Annotated in this window: 19 protein-coding genes; 11 read left to right on the top strand and 8 right to left on the bottom strand. The window is 54.7% G+C overall.

All coding sequences use genetic code 11. The annotated features are described in order from the left end of the window. The first annotated feature begins 91 nt into the window (after positions 1 to 91). Both QGH09_06560 and QGH09_06565 read left to right on the top strand, forming a co-directional pair. On the top strand, positions 92 to 2,995 hold the full coding sequence (locus tag QGH09_06560) for an ATP-binding protein (GenBank protein HJO17841.1): 2,904 nt from the start codon (positions 92 to 94) through the stop codon (positions 2,993 to 2,995). A gap of 16 nt (positions 2,996 to 3,011) precedes the next feature. Beyond that, a complete protein-coding gene (locus QGH09_06565) occupies positions 3,012 to 4,448 on the top strand; it encodes a sigma-54 dependent transcriptional regulator (GenBank protein ID HJO17842.1) in 1,437 nt (478 codons plus the stop codon). Between the two features lie 132 nt (positions 4,449 to 4,580). Here the strand turns inward: QGH09_06565 and QGH09_06570 are convergent, their stop codons facing one another. The 7 genes from QGH09_06570 to rpsU are packed head-to-tail and all read right to left on the bottom strand — an operon-like array spanning position 4,581 to position 11,704. Beyond that, positions 4,581 to 5,909 carry a glycosyltransferase gene (locus QGH09_06570; protein HJO17843.1) on the bottom strand — a complete coding sequence of 443 codons (1,329 nt, stop codon included), beginning with the start codon at positions 5,907 to 5,909 and terminating at the stop codon, positions 4,581 to 4,583. Beyond that, positions 5,906 to 6,979, bottom strand: coding sequence for a glycosyltransferase family 4 protein (locus QGH09_06575; protein ID HJO17844.1), 1,074 nt, complete (start codon positions 6,977 to 6,979; stop codon positions 5,906 to 5,908). Before QGH09_06575 ends, QGH09_06570 begins: the two co-directional genes overlap by 4 nt. Next, entirely contained in the window at positions 6,969 to 8,171 is a 1,203-nt protein-coding gene (locus QGH09_06580) for a glycosyltransferase family 4 protein (GenBank protein HJO17845.1), read from the bottom strand. Before QGH09_06580 ends, QGH09_06575 begins: the two co-directional genes overlap by 11 nt. A 3-nt stretch (positions 8,172 to 8,174) precedes the next feature. Continuing rightward, on the bottom strand, positions 8,175 to 9,488 hold the full coding sequence (locus tag QGH09_06585; protein ID HJO17846.1) for a glycosyltransferase family 4 protein: 1,314 nt from the start codon (positions 9,486 to 9,488) through the stop codon (positions 8,175 to 8,177). After that, positions 9,485 to 10,471 carry a hypothetical protein gene (locus tag QGH09_06590; protein HJO17847.1) on the bottom strand — a complete coding sequence of 329 codons (987 nt, stop codon included), beginning with the start codon at positions 10,469 to 10,471 and terminating at the stop codon, positions 9,485 to 9,487. Before QGH09_06590 ends, QGH09_06585 begins: the two co-directional genes overlap by 4 nt. A 50-nt stretch (positions 10,472 to 10,521) precedes the next feature. Then, positions 10,522 to 11,469: a decaprenyl-phosphate phosphoribosyltransferase gene (locus QGH09_06595; GenBank protein ID HJO17848.1), complete on the bottom strand. Its 948-nt coding sequence runs from the start codon at positions 11,467 to 11,469 to the stop codon at positions 10,522 to 10,524. 37 nt (positions 11,470 to 11,506) lie between these two features. Next, positions 11,507 to 11,704 carry a 30S ribosomal protein S21 gene (rpsU, locus tag QGH09_06600; GenBank protein HJO17849.1) on the bottom strand — a complete coding sequence of 66 codons (198 nt, stop codon included), beginning with the start codon at positions 11,702 to 11,704 and terminating at the stop codon, positions 11,507 to 11,509. A 202-nt stretch (positions 11,705 to 11,906) separates the two neighbouring features. On the opposite strand from rpsU, the gene purD reads away from it, so the two are divergent. The 3 genes from purD to mtaB are packed head-to-tail and all read left to right on the top strand — an operon-like array spanning position 11,907 to position 15,055. Next, the gene (purD, locus tag QGH09_06605) at positions 11,907 to 13,190 is read left to right on the top strand and encodes a phosphoribosylamine--glycine ligase (GenBank protein ID HJO17850.1); all 1,284 of its coding nucleotides are present in this window, start codon (positions 11,907 to 11,909) and stop codon (positions 13,188 to 13,190) included. Between the two features lie 26 nt (positions 13,191 to 13,216). Then, entirely contained in the window at positions 13,217 to 13,711 is a 495-nt protein-coding gene (purE, locus tag QGH09_06610; GenBank protein ID HJO17851.1) for a 5-(carboxyamino)imidazole ribonucleotide mutase, read from the top strand. Between the two features lie 18 nt (positions 13,712 to 13,729). Next, positions 13,730 to 15,055 (top strand): tRNA (N(6)-L-threonylcarbamoyladenosine(37)-C(2))-methylthiotransferase MtaB, encoded by a 1,326-nt coding sequence (gene mtaB, locus QGH09_06615; protein ID HJO17852.1) that lies wholly within the window; start codon positions 13,730 to 13,732, stop codon positions 15,053 to 15,055. Here mtaB and rlmN read toward each other — a convergent pair. Next, complete coding sequence (gene rlmN / locus QGH09_06620; protein HJO17853.1) at positions 14,995 to 16,104, bottom strand: 23S rRNA (adenine(2503)-C(2))-methyltransferase RlmN; 1,110 nt, start codon at positions 16,102 to 16,104, stop codon at positions 14,995 to 14,997. The genes mtaB and rlmN overlap by 61 nt on opposite strands. 127 nt (positions 16,105 to 16,231) lie before the next feature. Between rlmN and QGH09_06625 the strand changes: the two genes are divergently transcribed. The 6 genes from QGH09_06625 to purL are packed head-to-tail and all read left to right on the top strand — an operon-like array spanning position 16,232 to position 23,098. Further along, positions 16,232 to 17,608, top strand: a complete 1,377-nt coding sequence (locus QGH09_06625; GenBank protein HJO17854.1) for a pitrilysin family protein — start codon at positions 16,232 to 16,234, stop codon at positions 17,606 to 17,608. 29 nt (positions 17,609 to 17,637) lie between these two features. Further along, complete coding sequence (locus tag QGH09_06630; protein ID HJO17855.1) at positions 17,638 to 18,492, top strand: MBL fold metallo-hydrolase; 855 nt, start codon at positions 17,638 to 17,640, stop codon at positions 18,490 to 18,492. Positions 18,493 to 18,516: 24 nt separating this feature from the next. Beyond that, positions 18,517 to 19,836: an adenylosuccinate lyase gene (gene purB, locus QGH09_06635; GenBank protein HJO17856.1), complete on the top strand. Its 1,320-nt coding sequence runs from the start codon at positions 18,517 to 18,519 to the stop codon at positions 19,834 to 19,836. Further along, a complete protein-coding gene (gene purS / locus QGH09_06640; GenBank protein ID HJO17857.1) occupies positions 19,833 to 20,096 on the top strand; it encodes a phosphoribosylformylglycinamidine synthase subunit PurS in 264 nt (87 codons plus the stop codon). The genes purB and purS overlap by 4 nt, the downstream gene beginning before the upstream one ends. A 19-nt stretch (positions 20,097 to 20,115) precedes the next feature. Then, positions 20,116 to 20,829, top strand: a complete 714-nt coding sequence (purQ, locus tag QGH09_06645; protein ID HJO17858.1) for a phosphoribosylformylglycinamidine synthase subunit PurQ — start codon at positions 20,116 to 20,118, stop codon at positions 20,827 to 20,829. A gap of 25 nt (positions 20,830 to 20,854) precedes the next feature. After that, positions 20,855 to 23,098 carry a phosphoribosylformylglycinamidine synthase subunit PurL gene (purL, locus tag QGH09_06650; GenBank protein ID HJO17859.1) on the top strand — a complete coding sequence of 748 codons (2,244 nt, stop codon included), beginning with the start codon at positions 20,855 to 20,857 and terminating at the stop codon, positions 23,096 to 23,098. Positions 23,099 to 23,108 lie beyond the last annotated feature (10 nt).

Here is a 23,108-nt window from a genome sequence, read left to right on the forward strand (position 1 = left end):
TTAATGGCCCCGACGTAAAACTAGTTGGGGGTTGCAGGTCACTTTTTCTAGCTGTTGTGAATTCAGTTCTTAAAAATCTAGCTTGAATGATATGCGAGCGGCTCTGAAGCGTAACGTGAAGGCCTGGCCACCGTTTGGCGAGTTACGACAGGAAATACTCGCCATGTTGGTTGTTGCCGCACTTCTGGTGTTGGCGTTCGCGAACATTGCGGTCCGCTCGAGTTGGAGTGAAGTTGAAGATGGCGTGTTGTGGGTGTCCCGGCCTGAAGGGGTGGTTGCAGCGGAAATAGATGTTCAGTCGGCTGCCGGTGCCGTGGGCATCTTGCCTGGTGACCTACTGCTAGCAATTAATGGTAAGCCGGTCGATTCGCCTGATGCCGTGCTGGCCGAACTGCACATCAGCGCGGTTGGGGATCAACTCGACTACATTGTTTTTCGCTCGGGTTCGGAAGAACTTTTCGAATTGACACCGCAGCCGATTCCAGCCGGTAATCGCGTTTTATATTTTGTGTTAGCGACCGTCGGTGTTTTCACATTACTTATGGGTGCGTTGGTACGACTGCGCCGGCCAACGGTGCAGGCTACCCTCCACTTTTTTTGGTTAACGGTAGCTTTCTTCGGCGTCTTCACATTTTCCTTTAGTGGCCGGCTTGACCGATTGGATTGGGTCTTCTACTGGTTGGACCTTATCGCGACGCTCCTGCTGCCGCCGCTATTCATACACTTCGCCTTAATTTTTCCTGAACGGTCACCCGACTGGACGCAGAACAAGCTGCGGCCCTTCCCGCATCTCGTACTCTACCTGCCATCGCTTGTCATCGGGTTGATGCGCATTGTTACCTTCTCGAGATCCGGCGCCGGGAGGGTTGAGCTCACGAGCACGATCGAAAGCTTGGAACGTCTTGAGTTGGGTTACCTCGCGGTCTGTCTGATGGGTGGTGCAGCAATCATGTTCTGGGCGCTGCGACGAGCTCGGTCGGTGACTGCGCGTCGGCAGCTCCGGTGGATTCTGTGGGGGACGGTAATGGGCGGCTTGCCGTTTCTAGCCGGTTACCTCTTGCCGTTTGTACTAGGCTTTAATCCTGCACCGGAGATGCAGCTAACCGCGATACCACTCGGCCTCATTCCCTTATCGTTTGCGTCGGCGGTGGTCAGCTACCGACTGATGGACGTTGAGGTGATCATCAAGCGGTCGGTGACTTACACCACGGTGCTTTTAGCCATGGTAGTAATTTACGCGGTAATGCTCCGCGTTGCCACCGCGATCTTGTTCGGTGGATCCCCGCAGCATAATTCAATCATCGCGCTACTTGCGACGTTGGTCGTTGTGTTGTTAGCGAGTCCGGTTAAGGATTTGATTCAGTCAGGTTTGGACCGAGTCTACTATCGCGATCGTTACGATTACCGACGGGCACTGGTTGGATTTGCTCGTGATCTGAACCGAGATTTAAATCTCGCACGTCTGAGCGAGCGCCTCGTTACGCGAGTTATGGATACGTTCGTCGTTGATAGGATGGCTCTTATGCTCGCATCGGTCGATGATGGTTCAGGCGATAATCTTCGGGTTATTCATGCTGCTGGTGTAGGTGAGGAAATACCGAGGTTGTCTCGTCGGTCACCGCTCGGCGAGTGGCTTTGGGCTTCGCGGACGGTCGTGCTCGACGACGCCACGTGGCGCTCAGATAATTCCGATGTTGATGCTTGGCGAGATGTTGGAATTCACTACCTGATCCCTAGCGTCTCGAAGGATGGGACGACGGCGGTGCTGGCGGTTGGGCGTAAGGACAACGGTGAGCCTCTTAGCAGTGAAGACCTTGCGTTACTCGCTGCGGTCGCGGCACAGGTGGCGACAGCGCTCGAGAACGGTCGGCTCTATGGCCAACTGCGTGCGAAGGCTTCCGAGCTCGATCGACTTCGTGAATTCAGTGAGAACGTAATCGAGTCCCTTAACGATGGCTTAGCCGTCATTGATTTTGATGGTCGGGTGATCCGTTGGAACCAAAGCCTGGAGCAGCTTTATGGTGTCGAACGTGATAAGGCCCTTGGCGAGAGACTGGATTCTTTGTTTGAGCCAGTATTCGTGCAGATGCTTCAGGAAGTACAGGATGGCGGCAACACGGGTTCTGTCAGATATCGCTTCCCACTCCAGTCCCGTCATTCTGACGGGCCGAAACGACTGCTAGTCAATTTGGCGACAGCGCCACTGCGAACACCACAGGGCGAGAGTGCTGGTACGATCGTAATCCTAGAAAACATTACGGCGCGTGTTCAGCTGGAAGAGCAATTGCAGATCTCGGAGAAGATGGCATCAATCGGACTTCTCGCAGCTGGTGTGGCTCACGAGGTCAACACGCCATTAACTGGAATTTCGAGCTTTACCCAAATGCTACTGGAGGGAGCGGAGACCGACGATCCGAAGACGCGGCTGCTTCAGAAGATTGAGCGACAAACGATTCGCGCTTCGAAGATCGTAAACGGCCTTCTAGATTTAGCACGCCCAGCGCGCACGGAAGCTGGTCCGGTTGATGTCAACGCTGTCATAAACGATGTCCTGTCGTTACTAGAGCACCAGCTCAAGGAGTCACATATCAGCGTCCGTAAAGAATTGGGCACTCCTGCACCGATAGCTCTCGGGCTCGATTACAAGCTCCAGCAAGTGTTTTTGAACCTATTTTTGAATGCCCGGGATGCCATGCCAAATGGTGGCTGGCTTCGGATCGCGACGCGTCGGGATGGTGACCGTGCCACCATTGAAATTGCTGACACTGGGTCGGGTATTTCTGGCGAACATCTCTCACGTATCTACGACCCCTTCTTTACGACCAAATCATTGGGACGTGGTACAGGATTAGGCCTGTCGATCACCTACGGTATTGTGCAAGAACATAGTGGTTCAATTGAATGTGACAGTGTCGAAGGACAAGGAACGAAATTCACGCTCGACTTTCCGCTTGCTGCTTCGGCTTTGACGCGCTCGGATGAAGTAGCCCAATAAGCTGCGAAACATTTATATGACGGATGAACGCACGGTTCTCGTCGCGGACGATGAAGAGGTAGTGCTCGAAATTTTGACAACGCTTCTTACCCGGGAAGGCTACGCGGTTCGGACGGCTTCAACTGGAGAAGAAGGTCTTGAAATGGCGCGCGGCGAATCGCTAGATGCGGCCATTGTGGACGTGATGATGCCAGGACAGGGAGGCATGGCCACTCTTGACGCTCTACAGAAGCTCGACCGAGAACTTCCAGTGATCATGCTCACAGCCTACGGGTCGGTCGAGAGTGCAAAAACTGCGATTAAAGCTGGCGCGTTTGACTACATCACCAAACCGTTCAAACACGATGAAGTGTTGAAGGTATTACGGAATGCTGTTGAGCAACGGCGTTTGACAGTAGAGAATCGCACGCTTCGCCAGAACCTTCAGGCTCAAAGCTATGATTTCGATGACATAGTCGGCCGAAGTCCCCGACTGCGTCAGGTGTTCGACCTGATCATACAGGCAGCGCCCAGCCGCACGACGATTCTGATTGAAGGGGAGAGCGGTACCGGCAAGGAGCTGGTCGCGCGTGCGCTCCACACCCATTCAGCCAGGACGGAGTTTCCGTTCGTTACGGTGAGTTCGGGAAATCTGTCCCACGACTTGCTTGAGTCGAACCTATTTGGTCACGTTAAGGGTGCGTTCACCGGTGCGCTATCGGCCAAAAAAGGTCTTTTCGAGTTAGCCGACACTGGAAGTATCTTTTTCGATGAAATAGGGAATATGCCGTTCGAAACCCAGGCCAAGCTGCTTGGCGTGATACAGGAGCGGCAGTTTATGCGTTTGGGGGGCGTTGAGACCATCAAAGTTGACGTCCGTATCATCGCCGCAACAAACGTCGACTTGAAGCGAATGGTTGATGAAGGACGGTTTCGGGAGGACCTTTATTACCGGCTGCACGTCATCACTGTGCAATTGCCTGCGTTGCGGGAGCGAAAGGAAGACATCCCGTTACTTGTGCAGCATTTTCTATGTAAGTACGGTGGCGAGAACGACCGCCCAGACCTTGAGATAACTCCCGAGGCGCTCGATGTTCTCGTGGCATACGACTGGCCGGGAAACGTTCGTGAACTCGAAAATGTAATCGAACGTGCAGTCGTGCTGTCCTCAGGACCTCGCATCGGTAACGAACTGATTCCGGATCATGTACGTGCCACTGAGCAGTTCCAGATGCCAAGAATCATGGTTCCTCCAGACGGTATCTCGTTGAAGGAAGTGATAGGTGCTTCCGAACGACAACTTATTGAGTCAGCACTGCATGAAGCGGGTGGTGTGCAAAAACGGGCCGCCGAATTGTTGCGGATTAAACCAACTACATTAAACGAAATGATCAAACGCTACGGAGTCCAATCGGGTCAACGACGGAGAGTCAGCAAGCGAAAGGGGCAGTCGCCAGCGCCTGCAAAGTCCTGACTCCAAATCCACGGAAACCGCCCAGGCGCCCCTAGGAGTTGATACCACTCGAGACAATTGAACAATGAACCCTGCTTTCGGTTTGTGTTCTGAAGTCAAGGTCCAGAAACCCCAAACCCTCCGGCGTAATACCTAACGTTGTCTTCGGTGAGTGCTGCCGCGGGTATTCGAGCTACGCCCGCGAATCGATGAAATTAACTGCTCGTATTTGTCAAGGATTACGTCCCAGCGATAGTGGTTCTGGACGTAGTCCTGACCTTTACGTCCCATAGCTAAGCGCAACCGCTCATCGACCAGCAAGAGCTTGAGACATTCAACAAATTCGTCCTGGTCGCCGTAGTAAAGTCCGGCGTTACTTCGGCGGCAGTGGTCTACTACTACCTCGCTTCGACCGTTCGCCAGAATCGGTGTGCCGACAGCGAATGCTTCCAGCGTCAACAGCGATAGACTCTCTAACGGGGATGGCACGATCACTACCGTCGCCGCCTCCAGCGCGTCGAACCGTTCCTGTTCAGACAGCTGGCCAGCGAAGCGCACAAACGATTCTTCAGGTAAAGGCATCAGTTTTATGCCCATTAGCGTTAACGTCGCATCCCCGCCGCTCTGCGCGTAAGCACTGAAGTACTCGATCAGTTCTTCGCAACCCTTACCCGGTTCGATCCGCCCACCGTAGAGTGCTACTGGACCGTGGAGCCGATGGCGTCGTAAGAATGCCGCACCCCGTTTACGAAGGTGACTACCACGCCCGTTATCGTTGTCTGTGCGCTTACCCGAGTCCGCCGTCCGTGACCGGCCGCCACCCCTCCGACGAGTTCGTCCACCTCGCTTGGGTTGATCGTCCAATTGGTGTGGCAGAAACTCTACCCCGCAACCAACGGTGTTTTCCGCGACAGTCCGAATGTCGAAATTTGATCTCAGGAACGCCCGCTCAGCATCAGTGTTGTAGGCCACGCCAGCTGGCAAGCTGAATACGTCTCGGTAAAGATCGAGATGAATGGCTGGTTCATCGTGGGCTGTCGGCACCAGTATGCTCCGACCAGGCGCAACAGCAATGCCAAGTACAGTGGGAGCATAGAGGTATGTGAAGAAGATCAATACTTCGTACTTCAGCGCATGCTGCTCAAGATATTCGAGTAATGCTGGGCACCAGGGTCCCTGGCGTCGCAGCCACTCCATTTCGTCAGCCTGCGTGTGGGGATTATTGAAAATCCAGTCCGAATATTGGTTAAAAGACTTTATGTCGCGGGTTTGCGCGTTGGCGAAGCGGCGAACTGTCACTCCTCGGACACGGTCGGCACCCTCTGGATACTCGTTTTTCCATGTGAGGTAATCCTGCGCACAAGTGGTGAGAACCTCAACATCGTGCTGCAAAGCCATCTTTTCGGCAATGAGTCGACAGTGATATTCGGAACCCCCAAGGATTTCTGTGCCGTAGCGCTGAACAACAAAACCTATTCTCACGAAAACCTTTCGACGAGTTGCGCCAAGTGTTGACGGATCTTTGCATCGCCAAAGTTCTCTAGGCGAGCGCGTTGACCTGCCAGGACCGCCGACCGAAGGTCCTCATCGTACACCAGCTGACCGAGAAGCTCCGCGGCGTATTCAAAATTCTTCGGGGCAAACTGCACACCTGCGTCTGCCAGCGTTTCTGGTATGGCTCCGGCTGGGTAAGCCATCACGGGTACCTCAGCGGCCATGGCTTCAAGAAGCGGTACGCAGAAGCCTTCATGCTCGCTTAGGGAAACGTATGCATCGGCGTGACGATAGAAGGTCACCAGGTCATCATCCGGCACGCTTCCAGTAAACCAGAATCTAGCTATTTCACCGTGAGTCGAGTTGAACTCGGATACGAGCGAGCGAATCATTGTGAAATAGCGCGGCGCAGCATCATTCCGACCGACAAAGATAAATCGATAATTGGAGTCGACGTAACGCCGATAATGTTCGGCTAGGAGGATATGGTCTTCGATCTTTTTGTTTGGTGCCAGTCGACCGACAAAAAGGATATTTGTGAGACCGTCGTCAAGCACACCCTCAAGTGCTGGGCGGCTTTTCAGTCGCGACAATCGCCCGGTGTCAACCGCGATCGGCATTACGCCGGTGTCGCCGAACCCGAGCTCATCCAATTCGCGACGGTTATATTCGGAGTCACCCAAGGCTAGGTCCACGCGACCGGCGAGCGTCGCCAGGTCGCGCCGGCCCAGCTCGGCGAGTCGGAATAATTCCGGCTCATACGGCGCAAAAAAATGAGCCGGCGTGATGTTGTGATATTGCAGCACGCGGCGTCCTGAAAGTGCTGCGAACGCTTCCGTCATCGGTGACGGTAGCGCGTAGTGGAAAATTGTGAGGTCGCCCCCTGTTGCCTCCTCGGCATCGAACGGCCGGATGTCATGCCGGAGTGAGTCGTCGATCGTGATGGCGAAGATGTCGGCGACATGACCGAGGGTGCGCAGCATGTCGCGGACCCGCCGTGCGCTATCACCGATCGCGTCACCTTGATGCGCGGCCGGAACCCACTGATTAACGATCATGTTTCAAGACGTCCCTATCCGCATCGACCTTTTGCCAAAAATCATCGAACTTTTGCCAAAAATCCCCTCTTAATTCCCATGGTGGAAGGGGGGGGGCTTCGAGGATTTGGTTCACGAAGCGCATCAGTGTTGCTGAGAAATCATGATTCAAATATCGGTCCAAGGCGATGTCCTGTGCATCGACAACCGTTTCACATAGAGCTTGGTTTGACACAATTGCGTCAATCAGAGCTGCGACGACAGACGGGTCCTTGTCGTTGTAAAGCACGCCGCCTCCATCCATAGTGTCTGGCACAGCCGTTGCAGAATAGGCGATTACCGGAACACGTTCATGGAACGCTTCGACCAGAGGGACACAAAACCCCTCATGTTCACTAGCGCAGAGAAAAACGTCAGCAACGTTGTAGAAAGCGGCCAATTCAGCATTCGTGGCCTGACCGACAAAATGCACGTCGTGCGTACCTAGCCTCGAAGTTAAGTCGTAGAGACTCATCAAATAGTCCTCAAACCCTACGTAGGAGCCGACAATGATGAGTCGTGATCGGAGATTATGCGTTGACCGATAGGCATGAAAAAATTTGATTAGATCCTCGATCCGCTTGTTGGGGATGACCCGCCCGACAAAAAGAATATTGGTCCACGCATCGTTAAACTGTGAGACCAAGCTCCAATCCGGCTCCCCAGCGAGGTGATCGAAGTTCGGTATCACCGGCAAGACACCTGTTTTTCTGAAGCCAAGCGCCTGAAGTTCCTGACGGTTGAACTCGGAGTCGCCTAAAGCCAGGTCGCACCTCGGGATGTAAGCACCCAGCTCACGTCGACCTTCCCAGCATCTGAGTGCTAAGAGCGGATGGATGTCGATGAAATATTCTGGAGGCGTTATGTTGTGGTAGATCAGTGCCATGCGGCTCGGTAGCGCGTAGGCGGTCCGAGAGGCCTTAGACGACAACGAGAAGTGGTGGATTAGGAGGTCGTCAGCTGTTGCTGCACCAGGTAGACCACGAAAATTTCTAGTGAGAGGCTTTAGCCTCGAATCGGCTGTCTCAACGAAAATGTCCGAAGAAAAACCAGCTTCACGCAATACACGTTGAATACCGAGCACTTCGTGACCGATAGCATCGCCGTAACTGAGAGTTGCGAGCACCTGGTGGGCCGCCGGACGATCGGCACGTCGTGTAGTCTTCAGTGTCACAATTCACCTTCGTCGGGCAGCTCTTGGGCCGCGATTGAATTTCAGAGCTGGCCCGGTCGGTAAGGCGTCGACAGTTTCTCTCGTCGGTGCAATGTTACTTCGCCATCGGTGAAACCAACCCGGTAGTGGTTCCATTCGCTGCGCTTCTTCCCGTTTGAGATGATTGAGCACTTCAAGGTATTTCCGTTCGATGATCGGCCAGGAGTAATGTCGCTGAAAGTACTCGGACCCGTTCACGCTCAACGCAGCATGAAGCGGCCGATTTGTCTCAAGTGCATGTAGCGTTTCAGCGAATTCCTCGTAGTTCTTGTAATAGAGTCCGGCTTTGCTTCTGATGCATTGTCCTTGGAGGACGTCGCAAGAACCATTGGCTATCACCGGTCGGCCCATCGCCCATGCTTCGAGCGTGACCATTGATAAGCTCTCGAATTTTGAGGGCATTACGAGCGCGCGCGCAGCTGCTAGGGCATCGAACTTGTCTTGGTCCGACACGAATCCCAAATGGCGAATTCGCGGATGCGAGGGAATTTGAAGGATCGAGCGTCCAATCAGTACTAATTGGAGCGACTCTGACACCCGTGACGCATAATTCCTGAAAAACTGGAAAAGTTCTGGGCACCCCTTGTTTTCGTCAAGGCGGCCGATATAGACGATGAAAGGTTGCTGAATATCGAATTTCTGGCGGAACCGTTCGGCGTTACTGTCACTCGGAATTTCCGAGCCGACACCGACCACGGTATGCCGGACTTTAGAGTTTCCTGCGACCGCTTGAATCATCGCGCGTTCTTCGAATGAGTTATACATGATGCCGCGAACGCCACGGAAAATTGGTCCAAAGATCGACAAACCGATTGCGGGATCACGTTCCGCTGTTGGCACTAGGACCGCACGAGGAGCAACTGCGCGGCATCCGTGGTAGGCATGGGCGTAGCGGTAGCTAAAAAACAGAAAGAAATCATAGGCGCTAGCGTTTTTTCGAAGATATCGTATTAGCCGGGGGCTGGTCGGGCCTTCACTTTCCAGCCATGCTAGTTCGTGCGCGACCGAATGCCGCTGCTCAAACACTCGGTGCGACCACCGGCCAAAGATTAATGGGTCCCTAGGGTGCCTGACGGGGAACCGGCGGACCAGTAAATTTCCTACACGGTCTTCACCAGGAGCGAACTCATCTCTCCACGAGACATAGTCCCTTGCGCACGTGGTTAACACCTCCACTTCAGCATGTTTGGCGAGATGCTCGGCGATGTACCGGGCGTGAAGCTCGGCGCCTCCGTTAATGTCGGAGCCGTAACGCTGAACGACAACGGCCAGTTTCACTTTTCAGGCGTGTCGGCAGCCCCGTCGTCAGGTGTCCGTGGGGTGGCCGCCTCGGGACGCTCCGGTTCTTCGGTTGAAGACTCGGCGCTATTAGCGGACCCTGCACCTACTGCGGTTTCCGCTATCGGTGAGGGCTCGTCTTGATTCTCGGTTTCCGCGATTTTCGTTTCGGCTTCGACGGTCTGATTCACCTCTCCATCTTGGGTGGTTCGACGTCGACCTCCGCGCCGTCGCCGTCGTCGTCGGCGCGGCTTCGACGCGCCGTCACCAGAATCCTCGGTAGCGGGCTTAGCCTTGCGCTCTGTTGGGGTGCCTGCAGCCGGTGGATTAACCAGGCCTTCGAGGGCGCGGGCGCGGCGCTCGTCAAAATCGAGGCGGCTATTTACCGACTGCACCTGCATCTTTAGATTGTTGACCTCGATACTGAGGCGCGTGATTTCAACGACAAGGTTGTTAAGAATTTCATAGCTCAACGCGTCGTGGTCGTCCTTCGCACCGAAACGAGCCTCGATGTGAGAGTTGATTGCGTTCTGTTTAGCGTTGATCGTGCTTTGCTTGTGTAATGTGTCACTTTGCTTGTGTAATGTGTCACTTTGCTTGTGTAATGCGTGAATTAGAGGATTAGGGTTAAAGAAGAGCTTCAGAACTGGTCGGAGCAAAAGCCTGACGAATGCGACTAGTCCTCGGGTTGATTCGTAAATCGTGTGATTCTCGAATGAGTAGTTTTCTATATTTTCTGGTTCTGGCAATGAGTAATTTTCTGTATTTTCTGGCCAGGTAGTCTTGGGTCGCTCACGGAAATGCTTCAGTAAATCCGAGCGCACCCCGGTGGGGTCAAGAATCCTTTGCAGCTTAACGTTGGCGAGTTCACGAATCTCCTGGTCGGTATAGTCGACGCCACGCTTGTCACGGATTCGCTTCCTGATGTGCCGCATGATTTCTTCGACGTCGATGGACCCCGATCGAATTGCAAAGTCAGCCATAAGGTCTCAATTTCTAGCCTGACGACGCAGAGCGCCGCCGGCGGGTAAAGTCACCAGGGGCGATACACGAGGAGGACCACCGCCCCAACCCACAGCGCGACGCAGACCAGTAAAGGCCGGTCGGCTAAGAGTAACTCGGCGGGACTCCCCCCGCTCGCCTTTTGGTGCACTAGATACAAATACCGAAAAATGCCGTACAAAGGAAACGGAATCGTTAGACCGAGCCAAGGTGTTTCGAAACGCGCCTCCACTTCCGGACTGATAGTGTAAAAGCTATAGGCGATCAAGGTGGATGCCGTTACCACCGAGATCATCTGATCTAGGAGGTAAGGGCTGTATTCGCCCAGACTCGGGCGATGCTGTGCGGCGCGCTCAGCCATCAACAGAATCTCATGCCGACGTTTACTCAATGCCAGAAATAGGGCCAGCAGGCTTGTGCAGATCAGCAACCAGGCGCTGACCGGCACACCGATTGCTACACCGCCCGCTATCGCCCGCAGGATGAAACCCGCAGCGATCGTCATCACGTCTAGAATGACGACATGTTTTAACACCGCAGTGTACAGCAGCACAACCGCGGCGTAGGTCGCTGCGATAATGGCAAGAGAACCCGAAAGCGCTGCGGCCAGAAGTAGGGAGCCTGTAGCAAGTGCTACAGCGGTCACTAGAGCTCCCCGGACCGAGACGCGGCCTGAGGCGATCGGACGTTTGACCTTATGGGCGTGTCGACGGTCAGCTTCACGGTCGGCTATGTCGTTGACGAGATAGACTGCTCCTGAAAGCCCGCAAAACAGAACGAAGGTGATTACCGAACGCAGGGCTGCGTCCGGGTCCGTAAGCCGTTGTCCAAATAGGAGGGCTGCGAAAACCAGTAAATTCTTTGTCCACTGGCGAGGCCTGAGGGACCAGAAGAGGCCAGCAGCGAACGAACCGCCTGACGCGCGACCAATATCGGCGCCCGCAGCTGTGGGAATAGGTTGCAGAGGATTGTACGCCATTATGCACGGCGACCGGTCGTCCAGCCTGACGCCCGCTTCAGTCGAAGTTTTGGCGTAGCTTCTTCCGACTACGCTTACGTGCGAGGGCCTGCTTCGCACGGCGTTTGTCGCCCGGCTTGAGATAGAACGAATGCTTCTTGATGTCCTTGATTATGTCTTCTTGCTGAACTTTCCGTTTGAAGCGACGGAGCGCACTTTCAATCGATTCTCCGTCCTGGATCTTTACTTCTGCCAACCTGAATCCACCTCCTTACCGGCCAAATAGGCACCTATAAGGCTAAATGGCTCTGGCCGAATATGCTAGGCTATCACAGGTGGGCTCTGATTCTAGGCCCAAAGGCTGGTAGGTCGCAGCGCTTCCGCGAAGGCATCTAATGATATCCAAACTATTGGATATTTATCACTAACACACTTATTGTCATGAGTATAGTGGCTTCATGCGGACCCTGATTATCGGAGGAGGTGCCCGTGAGCATGCCTTGGCCTGGAAGATTTCTGCCGAGCAGCCAACGGGGCACTTGGTCTGTGCTCCTGGTAATCCGGGAATGGCCACGGTCGCGAAATGTGTTTCGGTTGACCAGGCCGACCCAGAGGCTCTCTTCCAGTTGGCTGAGCACGAGGATTCGGACCTCACGGTCATTGGTCCCGAGTTGCCCTTGGCAAAGGGTGTCGCTGATCGGTTTGCGGCAGGAGGGCGTCTCCTATTTGGACCGACCCGAGCCGCGGCCCGCCTAGAATCGTCCAAAGCCTTCGCTAAGGCCTTCATGGCCAGACACCGGATACCAACAGCGGCGCACGAAATTCATACCGACATATCCAGCGCACTGGCCGCCGTGCGATCGGGTCGGTTCGACTATCCCGTTGTAATTAAGGCCGATGGTCTGGCAGCGGGTAAAGGCGTCATCATAGCGACTGATTTGACAACCGCTGAGCAGGCCGTTCAAGAAATTCTAGTGGAACAGCGCTTTGGAGCGGCGGGCGCCACCGTTGTAATCGAGGAGCACCTTAAGGGGGAGGAAGCATCCTTTTTCGCGATATGTGATGGTCAAACAGCACTCACGCTTCCATCAGCTCAAGACCATAAACGGGTGTTCAATGGTGATGAAGGGCCTAATACAGGCGGTATGGGCGCCTTTGCACCTACTCCACAGATGACTGACCAGATTCAAGCGCGCGTTATAAATGAGATTGTTGAACCAGTGCTTTCCGGCATGGTGGCTGAGGGGCAACCCTACGTTGGTGTGCTCTATGTAGGGCTCATGCTGACTGTGGAAGGGCCGAAGGTCATCGAGTTTAATGTCAGATTTGGTGATCCCGAAGCACAGGTCGTTCTCCCGTTGGTCAGTGAAGGCCTAACTTCGCTTCTCATGGCGGCGGCCCAAGGCGCATTGGCCGGACAAAATTGCTTAGTGGATACCAAACCTCACGTCGGGGTCGTCGTTGCCTCTGGCGGCTATCCCGATTCTTATCGAACTGGCTTTCCAATCTCCGGGCTTGAGGCAGCTGTCGCATGTGAGGACGTTTTGATTTTCCATGCCGGCACCAACCGGACTGAGGCAGGCATTGTTACATCGGCCGGCCGCGTATTGACAGTCGTCGGGCGGGGCAGCACTTTCTCCGAGGCCATCGACCGAGCTTATGGCGCGATAACGTTAATCGGATTTGACGGGATGTACACTAGGACAGATATTGGCCGGAAGGCATTGGCGCTGGCATCCTGATAGCAATAAACCCCGGGAGTTGAAAGATGAATAAGTGGCAAGTTGTAATTCTAATGGGATCGGATTCAGATGCGTCTGTGATGCAGGCCACGGCGGATGTTCTAACAAAGTTCGGCGTTGGTTACACGATGACCGTGGCGTCAGCGCACCGGTCGCCTGACCGGGTCAAACGGTTAATTGATGAGGCGCACGCCGGCGGTGTTGGCGTGTTCATTGTAGGAGCTGGTGCCGCCGCTCATTTAGCCGGGGTTATTGCGGCGCATTCCTCTATTCCAGTTGTTGGTGTACCGATCGATTCAACCGCGCTGAAAGGGATGGATGCGCTACTAGCAACAGTCCAGATGCCTCCGGGGGTTCCAGTAGCGACTATGGCTATAGGAAAGGCCGGTGCGACCAATGCTGCTGTTCTTGCAGTTCAGATTCTGGCCACGGGAGATGCCGCATTGGTCGACAAGTTGACAGAGTACAAAGCATCCCTAGTAGCTAAAGTCGAGAAGGCAGCCGCCAAGGTTGAAGGCTAGCTCGCGACGGATTCAGCAATGAAATTTGCTCTCGTCACTTTTGGATGTCGAGTGAATCAGGCCGATTCGATGTGCCTCGATGGAGGCCTCCGTGCTGTCGGAGGACGGCCGTCGCATTTTGAAGACGCGGACCTTGTTGTGGTCAACACGTGTTCTGTTACTGCGTCGGCCGATCAGTCAGCACGTAAGATGATTCGGCGGGTCGGACGGAGTAACCCTGACGCGCGTATCGTTGTGACAGGGTGCTATGCCACACGCGCGGCCGAAGAAATCTCAGCGTTACCGGGCGTTGAAGCAGTTGTGCCAAATGCTCGCAAGGAACAACTGACGGATGATCTGCGAGCTCTCATCCGTTTACTACCAAAGGGAACGGGCGATGGGCCGTGCGGGGTCCCACTTGAGACGGTTGCTCCAAGTCGGACGGTGCACATGCTGTGTGTACAAACCGGGTGTGACGAGACCTGCACTTACTGCATCATTCCCAGCACGCGCGGGCGCGGGCGAAGTCGATCGATTGATGAAGTGCTTGAGCGTGTCCAATCGGCAACTGATGCTGGCTTCAAGGAAATCGTTTTGTCGGGTGTGCATCTCGGTTCCTATGGTCGAGATCTAAGTCCGTCGGCGTCGCTACTGGAACTTGCGAAAGCACTTGATGGTCAACGAACTGACTGCCGCTTTCGAATTAGTTCGCTCGAACCAATGGATTGCGAGCCGGCACTGATCGAGCTTGTTGCTAGGAGCGGCCGCTTTACTCCGCACTTTCATTTGCCCCTTCAGCACGGGAGCGATAACTGCCTGCGATCGATGGGCCGACCATATTCAAAAGATGACTATCGACGCGTTGTCGAAGCCGTACGCGAAGCATTACCGGATTCAGCTATCGGTTCAGACGTAATGGCTGGCTTTCCAACCGAGACTGAAAGCGATCACGACGAGTCAGTTCGATACCTGGCTGACTCACCCCTCACCTATGTGCATGTATTTCCCTACGCTGACCGTCCTGGGACGTTAGCAAGTCGGATGCCGAAAAAGAACGCCACCAACGTCGTACGGCGTCGCGCAAGTGAGCTCAGAGCCGTAGCGGCACAGCTTCAGGGTCGCTTTCGACGCTCTGCGATTGGCACGGTGCGTCCGGCGCTTATACTCGAGGGCGGCGGATTGGCGCTGACGGACAATTACCTGAAGGTTCAACTTCGCGAACCGGTCTCACGCAATAGCATGGTCAACGTCAGGATCAATTCGGTGACTGGCGGTCAAATGATGGGCGAGATTGTCGACCCAATTTACAACTCAGCCGTTGGAGTTGAGTGCACTCCTGTGTCCATCAGGCCTGCTAATTGCTGACTGGGTGACGGTCGGGTTCCTTCGAGGACGAGTTGTCCACAGGCCGCACGAATATCCCGGCCGCGACTCTTTCGGATAGAAACGGTCACGCGCTGTTCGGCCAACAGCCTACCGAATCGGTCGATCTGTCCTGAGGATGGCCGTTCGTAGGGAATTCCCGGAGCGCTGCTCAGCGGAATCACGTTGACCTTGGCGCGAAGTCCCGTAAGTAATTTCGCTAACCGGCGTGCGTCAGCGGGTGAGTCGTTGAAGTTTCGGATCAACACGTATTCGAATGTGATCCGGCTTCGCCGTTTCAGTGGGAAAGCGCGACACGTGGCCAGAAGCTCTGCCAATGGATATCGCCGGTTAACCGGTAACAGAGATGAGCGTTGCTCCTCGGTCGTTCCGTGAAGAGAAATCGCTAAATTCGGCATGATTGGTTCGCTGGCCAGACGGGTGAGTGCTGGTAGGATTCCGACGGTCGATAGAGTGATGCGCCGGGGAGACAAGGCTGCACCATGGGCAGAAGTCATTATCCGAAGGGCGTGCATCGTTGCCTCGTAGTTGTGCAGTGGTTCACCCATTCCCATCAGTACGACGTTGACTGGCTGTTCTAATAGCTTCAGTTCCGACCTTAATAAGCGGACTTGCGCAGCGATCTCTCCGGCGGTTAGATGCCGTTGGAGGCCCATTTTAGCGGTCAGGCAAAACGTACACTGCATTGCACAACCCACCTGAGTTGAAATGCAGAATGTGTGAGCTGGCGAATCCGGAATGTAGACGGCCTCGATGCGCCGGCAATCAGTTAGTTCGAGAAGGAACTTCATCGTGCCGTCCCCGGATAGCGCGCGTTGGACAACTCGAGGTGTTGAAATCGTGAAAGCTTCAGCTAAGGACTTACGGTATTTCTTGGGCAGATCGGTCATGTGTGCCCACTCGTTCACCGCGCGCCCATGTACCCAGGAATAGATCTGTTTAGCCCGATATGGCTCGATACCCAACGGAGCCAATGCGCCTTCAAGTTCCTTGAGATCAAGTTCTGCTAGGTCGCAGGTCGAACCAGTCACGTCTGTTCACCTTGTCGAGGCCGAACCCCCATCGTACCATGCCGCCGCCGGTTTGCTCTGGGCTGAATAGTGCGAAAAGTCGCGAATATTTGCGGGTTCATAGTTGATGAGATGAGCCACGCGTGATATGATCTGGCTTTACGGTTTATCACGTAAGCCCTTTTTGATCAGTGACTTGCGAGGTTGCACTAAACTTGCAAGACGACTTGAGTTTCTTCCTCCGCCGATGATCGTTCGCGAGGTGTTCGACAACGGTCTGCGCCTGATCACCGAGGCGATGCCGCATGTTCGCTCGATTAGTCTTGGTGTTTGGATTGCCCGTGGTTCCCGCCATGAAGACCCTGGCCAGTCAGGAATATCGCACTTCATTGAACACATGCTGTTCAAGGGGTCCGCATCGCGATCGGCACAAGAAATTGCGCAAGCCATTGATTCGATAGGTGGTCAAGTCGATGCTTTCACTGCGAAAGAATACGCGGGCTACTACGTAAAGGTGCTCGACACACATTTGCCGGCCGCTTTCGACATCCTGTCGGACCTCATTCTTCATCCTAGCTTTCGTGAAAAAGACATCGAAAGGGAGAAGAAGGTGGTGCTCGAAGAGATCAAGATGGTCGAGGATACGCCGGATGACCTAATCCATGAGTTGTTCATGCAGGAATTTTGGGAAGACCATGCTCTGGGTCGGCCGATTCTCGGTGCCCCCAATGTCGTATCTACGTTCACAAGTGATGAGCTCCGAGGGTTTTTCGAACAGGCCTACATAGCACCGAACGTGGTTGTTTCTGCCGCCGGTAATCTTGAGCATCCTCAGTTACGCAGCCTCGTCGAAGCCGCGTTTGGCGATTTGCCGGCAACTGGCGCTCCAGTGTCGTGGGTTCAACCCGCCACGATGCCGCAGATACATCTGCGCAATAAGGACCTTGAGCAGAGCCACATTTGCGTTGGCACTGCTGCCTACCCCCAGGACCACCCAGATCGCTATACCAGCTATCTGATGAACACGATCTTAGGTGGTTCGATGAGTTCCCGATTGTTTCAGCATATCCGTGAAGAGCGCGGACTAGCCTATGCTGTGTCTAGCGGTCTCAACGTATATCGCGATACAGGAGCACTTGTTGTTTATGCGGGTTGTGCGACGAACTCGGTCGCCCAAGTCCTTGACTTGGTTGTTGATGAGATGCGCGCTTTGGCTGACACAGCGGTGCCGGCTGCTGAGTTGCAGCGAGCCAAAGACCACTTAAAGGGGAGCTTGATGCTCTCCCTGGAGAGTACTTCGTCCAGAATGTCGCACCTTGCAGGCCAAGAGCTTTATCTCGGCAAGCAGGTCGGCTTGGACGAGACCCTTGAGAGCATCGACCGCGTGACGATAGGGGACTTACAGCGCATAAGTCGTGACTTGTTGGTGGATAGTCCTCGGGCCGTAACGGTACTAGGGCCGTCGACCGGACTTGATCTGTCGGCTGAGCGTTTGGGTGTCGGTGTCGCGACCGTCGTCGAATAAACACCGGCCATCATGGGAAGGGTAAGACTATCTCTGTCGAACTAACAGTCCTCGGAAGTGGTAGTAGTGGGAACGCCACCCTTGTGACCAGCGACAACGACAGAGTGTTGATCGACGCTGGATTGAGTTACCGTGCTATACAGCAGCGGCTAGATAGCTTGGGCCTTGCTGCTGACACTCTCCGTGCTGTGCTCATTACTCATGCCCATGTTGACCACGTGCGGAGCGCGGGAATGCTCTCGCGAAAGCACGGAATTCCAATTTATGTCACAGAAGCGACTCGTACTGCTTGGGGTGAGGGCGCCCAGAAGGTCGCAAATTGGAAATTCTTGATCCCTGGACGTATGGTGGCTTTCGGCGCGATGCAATTTGTCCCGTTTGGTGTCTGTCACGATGCTGACGATACGCTCGGGTTCCGGATTAACACTCCAGACGGCGCGATTGGATTCGCGACTGATGTCGGGAACATTACCGAGGATTTGATTTCCCGCTTTGCGACGTGCCGTGTGCTAGTGATGGAATCGAATCATGCGGTAGAGTTGCTCCGCGTAAGTCCATACGCGGCCAGTGTTCGGTCACGCATTGCTGGGGATGATGGACATCTGTCGAATGAAGATGTGGCTGCCTTTGTCCGCGACCATTTGGGCGCTGATGTGCGCTGCATCGTCTTGGCTCACCTAAGTCGGGTCAACAACGTGCCGGAAATTGCCAAGATGAGCTGCTTGGATGCACTTTGCGCGGTCGGGCGCGAGGATGTTCGGGTGGTGGTCGCGGACCAGGATCGACCAACGCCTACGATTGACCTAGCTAGTCTGTCTCGCTACTCCGCGCGGTTGGCGCCAACGCAATCAGGTCTGACTCAGACCGATCTACCGTTTGCCTAATGCTTGATAATTAGAGAACTGTAAATGATTCCTCGCTATACCAACCCTGAAATGGGCCGCATTTGGACTGACCAGCACCGCTATGAGACCTGGTTGCTCGTTGAGACGACCGCGGCTGAAGCGATGGCTGAGGTTGGGATGATTCCCGCTGAGGCCGCGCGTGACATTCGTGAACGCGGCGCTGTGGACATAGCGCGTGTTGAGGAAATTGAGGCTACGACCCAGCACGATGTTATTGCCTTCACCACTGCTGTAGCTGAGCGCGTTGGCGACTCGGCACGATGGCTGCACTTTGGCTTGACCTCCTCGGATGTGCTCGATACCGCGCTTGCTCTCCAGATGGTGGAGGCCTGTGATCTAATTCTTTTGGACCTGAATAAACTCTTGGAAGTTATTCGGACCCGTGCGGAGGAACACCGCATGACTCCGATGATCGGGCGGACTCACGGTGTGCATGCCGAGCCGATGACTTTCGGTTTAAAGCTGGCGCTCTGGCACGCCGAGTTGGCTCGCAATCAACTGCGGCTAAACCGGGCTCGTGAGGTAATTAGAGTTGGTAAAGTTTCCGGTGCGGTTGGCACCTACGCGCATCTCGATCCAGCTATCGAAACTAGTGTGTGCGAACGGCTCGGCCTTTCCCCGTCGCCGGTGTCGTCGCAGGTATTACAGCGAGACCGGCATGCTGAAGTACTAGCCACTTTGGCGATCGCGGCTGCTTCGATTGAGAAGTTTGCGCTTGAGATCCGTGGCTTGCAGAAGACCGAGATCGGCGAAGTCGAAGAACCGTTTGGAAAGGGACAAAAAGGTTCATCGGCGATGCCCCACAAACGAAACCCAATTGGCTGCGAACAATTGACCGGCTTGGCGCGTTTACTTCGAGCAAATGCTATGGCAGCGTTAGAGAATGTGGCGCTGTGGCATGAGCGCGACATTTCCCACTCGTCGGTCGAGCGGGTAATCGTGCCAGATAGTTTTATCACCCTCGATCACATGTTGCGCCGTTTTACGCGGATTGTCAGTGGGCTCGTTGTGCATCCGGAGCGGATGCGCGAGAACCTTGAGCGTTCGCGAGGCGTCGTTTTTTCCGGGAGCGTATTGTTGGCACTCACACAGCGGGGCGTGTCACGCGAACAAGCATACGAGTGGGTACAACGAAATGCGATGCGATCTTTCGATGAAGCGATGGATTTCAGGGCTCTACTTATGGCCGATGCTGAGGTTACGGCCGTTATGCCCGAAGAAGCGCTTGAGCGAATGTTCGATTTAGATGTGCAGTTGAGGCATGTGGATAAGATTTTTGAGAGAGTCTTTGGGACGAACACTAATCAGGGAGCGGAGCCGTGAAGGCGCGCGTGTTCGTGACGCTCAAAGAATCAGTGTTCGACCCGCAGGGTCAGACGATTGCTGACGCTCTCCATACTATGGATTACGACCGCGTGCGGAACGTTCGACAAGGAAAGTATTTCGAACTTGAACTCGACGTTGAAACAATTGACGACGCCCGTGCACTGGCCAACGAAGTAGCTGATAGGTTACTCGCAAACCCGGTCATTGAAAGCTACAGAATCGACATAGAAGACGAGACGATCGGAGTGTCGAAGTAGGGGCTTTCGGGTCGCCATCATGAAATTCGCCATTGTCGTTTTTCCTGGGTCCAATTGTGACCACGATGCTTATTACGCCACAAAACACGTCCTAGGTGTCGACGCTGAGTTCGTGTGGCACAAGGAACTTAGTCTTCAGGGTGCGGATGTAGTGATTTTGCCTGGCGGTTTTTCCTACGGTGATTATCTCCGGACAGGTTCGATTGCCAGATTTTCTCCGGTCATGGCATCGGTACTGGCGTTCGCGGAGGCTGGCGGCCCCGTGCTCGGAATCTGTAATGGATTCCAAATACTGCTCGAGGCCGGTTTACTACCTGGCGGAATGCTATATAACCGCAGTGTTAAGTTTCAATGTGAGCAAGTTTATGTCCGTGTCGAGGCACTCGATACGCCGTTCACCTGCACTGCGACTCTGGGTCAAGTGTTGCGCATCCCAATCGCGCATGGCGAAGGCAATTACTTTGCACCGCCAGATGAACTCGACTTGCTCGAAGCTAATCGTCAGGTGGTTTTCCGTTACTGCGATGTCGAAGGGGCGGTTGCCGATGCGGCAAATCCTAATGGTTCGGCGCGCGGCATTGCAGGACTTTGTAACAAACAGCGGAATGTCGTGGCATTAATGCCGCATCCGGAGCGCGCCTGCGAGTCGGCGATGGGGAGCGCTGACGGCTTGGTAGTCTTCGAATCTGCCATTGCGCAACTAAAGAGTGATGGAATGGTGCTGCCCGGATGAAACAATGTGATTAGGCGAACCGGCCATGGTTACGATTAAATCCAAGACTCTTGACCACCACGGCTTGAGTCGTGAGGAGTACCAGAAGATTCTCGAGATCCTTGGTCGAGAACCCTCACCCACGGAGATCGGCATCTTTTCAGTGATGTGGTCGGAGCACTGTAGCTATAAGAGTTCACGGATCCACCTGCGGACACTGCCGACGACTGGAGCGCGTGTAGTGCAGGGCCCTGGCGAGAACGCAGGCGCCGTGGACGTTGGTGACGGGCTTGTCGCCGTTTTTAAAATCGAATCTCATAACCACCCTTCGTTTATCGAGCCCTATCAGGGGGCGGCAACCGGTGTCGGTGGCATCATCAGAGATATCTTCACTATGGGAGCGCGCCCGATCGCACTGCTCAATTCGCTACGCTTCGGGTCGCTCAATGACGTGAAAACTCGTGGCATCTTGGAGGGAGTGGTCGCTGGCATTGGGGGATACGGCAACAGTATCGGCATTCCGACGGTGGGCGGCGAAATCTTGTTCGAAGATACCTATAAGGGCAATCCGTTGGTCAATGTCTTCTGTCTCGGCCTTGCTCAAGCCGGTAAGCTCGTCATGGGAGAAGCGTCCGGTGTAGGTAATTCGGTGTATTACGTTGGCGCCAAAACCGGACGTGATGGCATTCACGGCGCAACGATGGCCTCGGCGGAATTTGATGAGCAGTCATCGGAGAAGCGGCCCGCCGTGCAGGTGGGTGATCCGTTTATGGAAAAACTTTTGCTCGAGGCATGTCTTGAGCTGATGCAAACCAACGCGCTCGTGGGGATTCAGGACATGGGTGCTGCCGGTCTGACCTGTTCGACTTCGGAAATGGGTTCACGTGGTGGCGTCGGTATTGACATTGATGTGACCCGAGTTCCACAGCGTGAATCCGGGATGACACCATACGAAATCATGCTGTCGGAGTCACAGGAGCGAATGCTTATGGTCGTCCGCCGCGGGCGGGAGACCGAGGTAGAGCGCATCTTTAAAAAGTGGGACCTGCATGCCGTGTCGATTGGTGTGGTGACAGATGACGGCCAGTTGCGTGTGCGTGAGGGAGACTCCGTAGTTGCCGAGATTCCGAACGGTGAGCTCGCCGATGAGGCACCTCTCTACAATCGCCCAACTGAGATCCCGGGGTATCTAGAACAGGTGCGTCGCTTGGATCTCGAAGCGTTGCCGGTGTTGCCGACAGCAGAGTCAGCGCTACTGAAACTTTTAGGTTCGCTGGCCGTGACTAGTAAGCATTGGGTTTACCGCCAGTACGATCACATGGTTCGCACTAATACGATTGCACCTGCGGGCATGGGCGCGGGTGTTGTAAGGCTGAAAGGTACGGATCGAGCCTTGGCAATCTCGGTCGACGGCAACGGACGACACTGCTATCTTGACCCACATCTAGGGGCAATGCTGGCCGTCGCGGAGGCGGCCCGCAACGTTGCCTGTGCGGGTGCTTTGCCGATTGGAGCTACCAACTGCCTGAACTTTGGAAATCCAGAGCGCCCAGAAATCATGTGGCAGTTTGCGCGCGCCGTGGAGGGGATTGGCGAAGCCTGTCGAGCCTTAGAGGTGCCGATTACTGGTGGCAACGTAAGCTTCTACAATGAAACCGATGGACAAGCAATCTATCCTACGCCGGTGCTCGGGGTTGTTGGGGTGATCGAGAATGCTTCCAGTGTTCTCAGTCGAGTATTTCCGTCATCCCAGTTGGCGATCCTGTTGTTAGGAGGTGGTCCCGGGGTATTGGGCGGGAGCGAGTATCTCAAGACGGTCTGTGGACAAGTTGCGGGTTCACTGGCCCCCCTGTCATTAGACTCCGAGCGTAGGCTTCAGCAACTTCTGGTTGAGCTCGCCTCAGCCGGTCTTATTCAGTCAGCGCACGATTGCTCGGATGGGGGTCTTGCTGTGGCGCTCGCCGAGTGTTGCTTCGATTCGGGCGGTGCAGGGGCCGACCTAATGATGCCTGATGACGCAAGTGAGGAACGCGCTGATGTTGCGGAAGCGTCAATCTTGTTCGGCGAGGCACCATCAAGGGTGCTTGTGTCGATCGCCGAAAGTGACTTTGGGATCGTCCGTAAGAAAGTTGAGACTGCAGATGTCCCGATTGCAGCCCAGGGACAGACCGGAGGTGACCGGATCACCATCTCGCTCGCCGGTCGAAAGGTGCTTGACTTACCGGTTGCTGACGCTGAAGCCGCGTGGCGGCAAGGCATGGAGCGATTTTTCGTTAATCGAGCAGCTTAACTATTTTCAA

The organism is Vicinamibacterales bacterium (genome assembly GCA_036012125.1).
GTDB lineage: Bacteria > Acidobacteriota > Vicinamibacteria > Vicinamibacterales > UBA823 > UBA11600.

Excerpts from the sequence above, each read along its gene's own strand:
- QGH09_06590 (HJO17847.1), bottom strand. The coding sequence starts at position 10,471 with ATGGCTGACTTTGCAATTCGATCGGGGTCCATCGACGTCGAAGAAATC.
- mtaB (HJO17852.1), top strand. The coding sequence starts at position 13,730 with ATGAAATTTGCTCTCGTCACTTTTGGATGTCGAGTGAATCAGGCCGAT.
- purB (HJO17856.1), top strand. The coding sequence starts at position 18,517 with ATGATTCCTCGCTATACCAACCCTGAAATGGGCCGCATTTGGACTGAC.
- purE (HJO17851.1), top strand. The coding sequence starts at position 13,217 with ATGAATAAGTGGCAAGTTGTAATTCTAATGGGATCGGATTCAGATGCG.
- purQ (HJO17858.1), top strand. The coding sequence starts at position 20,116 with ATGAAATTCGCCATTGTCGTTTTTCCTGGGTCCAATTGTGACCACGAT.
- QGH09_06560 (HJO17841.1), top strand. The coding sequence starts at position 92 with ATGCGAGCGGCTCTGAAGCGTAACGTGAAGGCCTGGCCACCGTTTGGC.
- QGH09_06575 (HJO17844.1), bottom strand. The coding sequence starts at position 6,979 with ATGATCGTTAATCAGTGGGTTCCGGCCGCGCATCAAGGTGACGCGATC.
- QGH09_06595 (HJO17848.1), bottom strand. The coding sequence starts at position 11,469 with ATGGCGTACAATCCTCTGCAACCTATTCCCACAGCTGCGGGCGCCGAT.
- purD (HJO17850.1), top strand. The coding sequence starts at position 11,907 with ATGCGGACCCTGATTATCGGAGGAGGTGCCCGTGAGCATGCCTTGGCC.
- purL (HJO17859.1), top strand. The coding sequence starts at position 20,855 with ATGGTTACGATTAAATCCAAGACTCTTGACCACCACGGCTTGAGTCGT.
- QGH09_06625 (HJO17854.1), top strand. The coding sequence starts at position 16,232 with ATGATCTGGCTTTACGGTTTATCACGTAAGCCCTTTTTGATCAGTGAC.
- QGH09_06565 (HJO17842.1), top strand. The coding sequence starts at position 3,012 with ATGACGGATGAACGCACGGTTCTCGTCGCGGACGATGAAGAGGTAGTG.